This window comes from Nocardia sp. NPDC004711 (assembly GCF_053601595.1).
The window spans coordinates 39,890-45,889 of record NZ_JBSGCB010000066.1; the positions used below are offsets into that span (position 1 = coordinate 39,890).

Here is a 6,000-nt window from a genome sequence, read left to right on the forward strand (position 1 = left end):
CGCAAGCCCGCGCGGGGACTGCTGGCGCACCTGTTGGCGCGGGTGGCTCCGCGACCGTCGTCGCTGGTGCGGGTAAGTCGGAGCCGACAGGATCGTCCTCCGCTGTTGCTGCCGAACGATATTCAAGTGGTCCTCGACGGCTGTGCGGTGCCGGATCCGGATACCGGGGAGTGGGTGGGCAATATGCGCGACCGGTTTGTGTTCGCCGTGGTCGCTGAAACTGGTTGCCGGCTCGGGGAAGTCTTGGGGTTGCGGATCGCGGACTTTGTGATGGGGCGCGGTGGCACCGCCTTCCATCGAGATCGTGCCGCGTGAGGACAACGACAACGGCGTGTCACACGACACACCCGCCGAAACGTTGAGGATCGCGCTCTCCGAGCATCGGGCGGTGTAACCGACGAAAGCCCCGTTGAGCAGGAACGCATCCAGCCCGACCGCGAGGTGAGGATGACCGGCGAGGGCGGGCAGCGGGCAGTACCTCTGCGCGACATAGCTACCGGCCGCGGCGGCCGCCAACAGTGCGACGTGCCAACCAGACTGGCCGCCGCCCCGATGACGACACCTTCACCACAGAGACGATTCGCCGGTTTGAGCACGAACCTCTCCCGATCGGCATCGAGCATCGTGAGCAACCTGGCGTCGAATCCACGATGCGGGTCCAGTCTCAGCGGTCCATCTTGGAGAGGGCGAGGGCCGCGAATTTCACGAGCGTCTCGCACGAGTCGTCGGCGGCCTCGTAGGGGATCAGGTTCAGGGTGCGCTGCCCAGCGAGGATGACCAGCACAGCCCCCGAGCGTCCGCCTCCGGGAGTCATTTCGCAGAAGGCGGCATCGCCGAGCTTCGGGACTGGCTGCAGGTTGTTGTTCGCGTCTTCGCTGCTCCACTTCGCGTATTCCGCTCGCGCGTCCCGGTCATCGGGGAATCCGCCTGCGCCGGTCAGCGTTCCATTTACCATGTGTTTGACGGGGGTACGGAATTCGGACCAAGAACACATGGCGAAATCAACTGGTTGTCGCAACACCTCGATCTTGGAGGTGTTGTATGGGAGCGGTTCAACGGTGGAAGGATGCTCGCGAGTATCGGGGCCAGATGCCGTCACCCGGGCGACCGACGGTGGCCTGGCGTGAGGATCGGGTGAGGTTCTGGGCGGCGATCGCGCGCGGGGCGATGACCGAGGACGCTGCCGCCGAGGCGGGGGTGTCGGCGCCGGTCGGGTTCCGGTGGTTCCGGCATGCTGGTGGCGTGAATCCTGGTTTGCCGCAGTCAGTTTCGGGTCGTTATCTGTCTTCGGCTGAGCGTGAAGGCATCGCGTTGTGGCGCGCGCAGGGTGCTTGCGTGCGTGAGATCGCCCGTCGGCTGGGTCGCAATCCGTCGACGATCTCGCGGGAGCTGCGGCGTAACGCCTCGACACGGACCTATCGCCTCGACTACAAGGCGACGGTCGCGCAGTGGCATGCCGAGCGGCGCGCCAGACGCCCGAAGGTCGCGAAGCTGGTCACCAACGACCGGCTCCGCAGGTATGTCCAGGACCGGCTCAACGGTGCCGTCCGCGACGCCTACGGCACTGTCGTCGAGGGGCCGGAGGCCCCGGAGTGGAAGGGCCGTAACAAACCTCACCGCGGTGATCGTGCGTGGGTTTCGGCATGGAGCCCGGAGCAGATATCGCGCCGGTTGAAGGTGGAGTTCCCCGACGACGAGTCGATGCGCATCAGCCACGAGGCGATCTACCAGGCGCTGTATGTCGAGTCCCGGGGTGGCCTTGAGCGTGAGCTCGTCGGCTGCCTGCGCAAGGGTCGCGCTTTGTGGGTTCCCCGCGCCCGCAGCAGGCAGAAGGCATGGGCGCACGTCACCGAAGAAACACTGATCAAGCAGCGTCCCGCCGAGGTCGCCGACCGAGCGGTCGCCGGGCACTGGGAAGGCGATCTGGTGCGCCACGAGGCGCTGTTGAACCGAGCGGAGGTGAGAGACCTGCGCCGTTGTGCTGTCGCAGCAGCATAACGAAGCTGGGGGCAGCCCGAGCCGGGAGACGCCGGTGAGGGTGGCAAGCAGCCCCGACAACGACGGGACGGGCCAGTACTGCCGGATGGTTCGGGTCCGGCAAGCAAGAGGAGAAGGTGTACGCGAGGAACCAGTGTTCTAACGCCTCTCAAGTCTCCCGCCAGCTCTAAACCGGTGGATTCGGGCTGGTCTGCGATGCGCACCAACACCTTTCGAGGGCGTTGGGAACTCCGGGATCGGTTTAGGTCGCCGGTTCCGGAGGCCACGGTGAATGCCTGCGGCGTAGCCGTGGCGATATCGCAGGGGCATAGCTGGGCACCTCCCTCCTCGATCGGTTTGCAGTGGGAACCGCCGTGCGGCTCCCGGTCGCCGCCGCCAGCCAGGCGGCGATGATCCGGGTTGACGCGTCGTCAGTCGATGGCCGCGTGGTGGGGCGGAGGGGTCGTAGTAGTCCGAGCGGGGGAAAGCCTCGTACATGGCGAAGGGCCCCAGCGGATTTGACGCAGTACGCGAGTAGAGGAGGAGTCGCTGGTGAATACCGGTGAGCTGTCATGGCCCGATCCAGATCGGGCGGCATGGCGGGTACGACAGATGCAACGCAAGCTGCACCACTGGGCGGTCGGAAATTCCGGCCGCCTGTTCGATGACGTGTTCAACCTCGTCTATCACCCGGACTTCCTCACCGTCGCGTGGGACCGGGTGCAAGGCAACAAGGGCGCGCGTTCAGCCGGCGTAGACCGGCTCGCTCCGGCGTCCATCGTCGGCGACGCTGAGATCGTGGCGTTCCTGGGCCAGGTCCGAGAGCGGGTGAAGACTCGGACCTTTGCTCCACTTCCGGTGCGGGAGAGGCTCATTCCCAAGCCGGGGAGCAGCAAGCTCAGACGTCTCGGCATCCCTACAGCGATGGACCGGACGGTGCAAGCGTCGTTGTTGCTGGTGTTGGAGCCGATCTTCGAGGCGGATTTCAAACCGGTTTCCTTCGGTTTCCGTCCGAGGCGGCGCGCTCAGGACGCCATCGCTGAGATTCATGCCCTCGGGACCCGGCGCTACCACTGGGTTTTCGAGGCTGACATCGCGGCATGTTTCGACGAGCTGGCCCATTCCGCGATCATGGAACGGGTCCGCACGCGAATCGCCGATAAGCGAGTCCTGGCCCTGATCAAGGCGTTCCTGAAGGCGGGCATCATGTCCGGCGACGGGACGATCAGGAACTCCGACACCGGCACGCCACAGGGCGGCTTATGTTCAGCTGAACATAAGCCCCCTTATGAACAGTGCCGGGTTATGCGCAGTGGTGGCCCGCTGGGCCTGGTGACGGCGATGCCGGGGTTGAATCACTGCGCATAACCCTTCTGCCGGGGGTCGGGGATCACAGGCCGGTGAGCCCGTTCAACAGTTCGGTGTCGTGGTTCCATTCGGGTAGATCGTCGGTGACGATGTCGGTGTAGACGGCTTCGAGGGCTTTGCGTTTGGCCTCGGTGGAGGCGCGGGCGTAGATCTCGGTGGTGTACAGGTCGACGTGTCCGAGGATGTCGCGGATGTAGGGCAACGGGACGCCGGCTTCGTAGAGGTGCATGGCTTTACTGTGTGACGCAGGGCGTGTGGGCTGAGGTCGGCGCCGGCCAGGGCCGAGAGTCCCCAGGTTATGGGTAGTGATTCGCCCCCAGCACCACCGCGACCAGGCCTTACGGTCCGCCGCTGCGCATAACCCAGCGCTGTTCATAAGGCGGGATTCTGTCCCCACTTCTGGCCAACATCGCTCTCACGGTGCTGGACGCGCATTTCTGCGCGAAATGGGACGCCCACACAACTCCCTACCAGCGGGAGGCGCACCGCAAACGCGGCGGGGCCACCTATCGAATCGTCCGCTACGCGGACGTTTTCGTGATTATGGTGGCCGGAACCAAAGCGCACGCGGACGCATTATGGGACGAGGTCGCGGACGTGATCGCCCCGTTGGGCCTTCGGTTGTCCGTCGAGAAGTCCCGGGTCTGCCACCTCGATGAGGGGTTCGATTTCCTTGGGTTTCGCATCCAGCGACGCCGGAAGAAGGGAACCGACACGATGAGTGTCTACACCTATCCGTCGAAGAAGGCGCTGCTTTCTATCACGGCGAAGGTGCGGGCGCTGACCAAGAAGGCACGTCATCACGGCCTCGCTGATCTCCTTGGACGCCTCAACCCGGTGCTCCGAGGATGGTGTGCGTATTTCCGTCACGGTGTCTCGAAGGCGACCTTCGGATATCTCGATTCCTTTGCCTGGCATCGGGTCACCCAATGGTTGCTCAAGCGGCACAAGCGAATCACGTGGGCGGAGCTCTATCGGCGGTTTCTGACCGGCAGGCCAGGCAACCGGCCCGAGGCAGGCGGGATCGTCATGTTCGACACCGCAACCGTTGCCGTTACCCGGTATCGGTGGCGGGCGAACAACATCCCCACACCATGGTCCAGCCTCGCGGGAACTGCGGTTCCCGCATAGCAGTGGCGATCCGTGGAGCGCCGGATGCGATGAGAGTCGCACGTCCGGTGCGGAGGGCGGGCCGGGGAAACGGACCGGGAGCAATCCCGGCACCGCGCCCCGGTCCGACCCCTACATCATCGGGCTCAACCGTTCGGCGATCGGGGAGCTCGTGGAACGGACGACGCGGTTCACGCTGCTGATCCACCTGCCTCGGGAGAAGGGCTACGGGACCGTCGCGCGCACGAAGAACGGGCCCGCGCTAGCCGGCTACGGCGCGATCACCATGACCAACGCCCTGGCCAGCACGCTGCGCAACCTCCCGGTGTCGTTGCAGCGGTCGCTGACCTGGGACCGCGGGAAAGAGCTGTCCGATCACGCTCGTTTCACCGCCGAGACGGGCGTGAAGGTCTACTTCGCTGACCCGAAGAGCCCTTGGCAGCGCGGCACGAACGAGAACACCAACGGTCTTCTGCGACAGTATTTTCCCAAAGGTACCGACCTATCACGTTGGGGCGCAAGCGAAGTCGATGCGATCGCACACACCCTCAACACCCGACCGAGAAAAGTGCTCGACTGGAAGACGCCCGCAGAAGCCTTCCACGAACGGCTATACTCGCGCCCACACAATGGCGTTGCGAGGACCGCTTGAATCCGCCCATCAAACCGCCGTCTCTGTGCTCAGAGATACCAGCGTCGATCGGATCAACGTCATCCCAGGTGACGCCGAAGATCTTCGCCGCCTCGTCCCTGGTGACCAGATCACAGCCCATGGACACAGGTGTCATCCACTTCGCGGGGGCCAGTGTCATGGCGTGCGTGCGGGCATGACGGGTGCGTACGAGCTGCGTTCCGCAGGCGCCGGTGAACAGCGCTGAGACGAGAAGCGTTGCCACGTAAGTGAAGCGCACGGAATTCACGTTACGACTACTGTGGGTCGTGCATCAGGAGCTACCGCTGCGTAACTTTCTGACAATCCGTGCCGTACGCAATTAGGAGTTCGAATCCCCCTATTACGCAGGTGATTACGGCGGTACTCTGTGCTCGTTTTTCTCACAAGAGGGGTTCTCCATGGGTTTGCGAAATGGCCGTTTTCTACCTGCCTCCGCGCTCGCGGCAGCAACGATCGCCGTGGCCGTTGCCGCCGCTGGCAGCGCACACGCTGATCAGGACACACCGACACGGGCGGAGCGGGAACAGGCGTTTATCGACGGCATCATCCGCATGGGCCTGATCCCCGCCAATCCGACTGCGCACCTGCGGTCAGAGTCCATCGGCCTCGGCTGGGGAGTGTGCCAGGGCCTCGATCGCGGGCTGACGACGGCCGGCGAAGTCATCGTGCTGTCGAAGACGTATTCGGAGGAAGATGCCGCGATGTGGGTTGCGATCGCTACGACCGAGTTGTGCCCGGAATATTCGTAGCTGCTCGTGACTGCCGCCCCCGGAACCGTGAGCCCTTTTCATCTGTGATGGATGCTGTTGTGGCAGTGGATATTTGGTGTGGCGTGTCGCGCGACGGGATGGCGAAGCCCCTGGTAGAGCGGG

The 6,000-nt window shown here is 64.4% G+C and carries 6 protein-coding genes and 2 pseudogenes; 6 read left to right on the forward strand and 2 right to left on the reverse strand.

From position 1 onward, the window contains the following. Positions 1–105 precede the first annotated feature (105 nt). Positions 106–315 carry a hypothetical protein gene (locus tag ACWEKS_RS41655; protein ID WP_452345230.1) on the forward strand — a complete coding sequence of 70 codons (210 nt, stop codon included), beginning with the start codon at positions 106–108 and terminating at the stop codon, positions 313–315. Positions 316–664: 349 nt separating this feature from the next. Here the strand turns inward: ACWEKS_RS41655 and ACWEKS_RS41660 are convergent, their stop codons facing one another. Beyond that, positions 665–1,099 carry a hypothetical protein gene (locus ACWEKS_RS41660; RefSeq protein ID WP_452345237.1) on the reverse strand — a complete coding sequence of 145 codons (435 nt, stop codon included), beginning with the start codon at positions 1,097–1,099 and terminating at the stop codon, positions 665–667. Between ACWEKS_RS41660 and ACWEKS_RS41665 the strand changes: the two are divergent. Both ACWEKS_RS41665 and ACWEKS_RS41670 read left to right on the forward strand, forming a co-directional pair. Next, positions 1,042–1,929: pseudogene (locus tag ACWEKS_RS41665) on the forward strand (transposase); the annotation flags it as partial. The gene ACWEKS_RS41660 and the pseudogene ACWEKS_RS41665 sit on opposite strands and share 58 nt — an antisense overlap. Positions 1,930–2,529: 600 nt before the next feature. Next, positions 2,530–3,345, forward strand: coding sequence for a reverse transcriptase domain-containing protein (locus ACWEKS_RS41670; RefSeq protein ID WP_452345231.1), 816 nt, complete (start codon positions 2,530–2,532; stop codon positions 3,343–3,345). Between the two features lie 22 nt (positions 3,346–3,367). On the opposite strand, the gene ACWEKS_RS41675 is transcribed toward ACWEKS_RS41670, so the two are convergent. Continuing rightward, positions 3,368–3,574, reverse strand: coding sequence for a hypothetical protein (locus ACWEKS_RS41675; protein ID WP_452345232.1), 207 nt, complete (start codon positions 3,572–3,574; stop codon positions 3,368–3,370). Between the two features lie 158 nt (positions 3,575–3,732). Between ACWEKS_RS41675 and ACWEKS_RS41680 the strand changes: the two genes are divergently transcribed. The 3 genes and pseudogenes from ACWEKS_RS41680 (at position 3,733) to ACWEKS_RS41690 (ending at position 5,877) form a co-directional block, all read left to right on the forward strand. Next, on the forward strand, positions 3,733–4,476 hold the full coding sequence (locus tag ACWEKS_RS41680) for a group II intron maturase-specific domain-containing protein (protein WP_452345236.1): 744 nt from the start codon (positions 3,733–3,735) through the stop codon (positions 4,474–4,476). 115 nt (positions 4,477–4,591) lie between these two features. Continuing rightward, positions 4,592–5,107: pseudogene (locus ACWEKS_RS41685) on the forward strand (IS30 family transposase); the annotation flags it as partial. 419 nt (positions 5,108–5,526) lie between these two features. After that, the gene (locus ACWEKS_RS41690; RefSeq protein ID WP_452345233.1) at positions 5,527–5,877 is read left to right on the forward strand and encodes a DUF732 domain-containing protein; all 351 of its coding nucleotides are present in this window, start codon (positions 5,527–5,529) and stop codon (positions 5,875–5,877) included. Positions 5,878–6,000: the final 123 nt, after the last annotated feature.

Bases quoted from the DNA above. Each gene is read 5' to 3' on its own strand.
- ACWEKS_RS41675 (WP_452345232.1), bottom strand. From the start codon at position 3,574: ATGCACCTCTACGAAGCCGGCGTCCCGTTGCCCTACATCCGCGACATC.
- ACWEKS_RS41690 (WP_452345233.1), top strand. From the start codon at position 5,527: ATGGGTTTGCGAAATGGCCGTTTTCTACCTGCCTCCGCGCTCGCGGCA.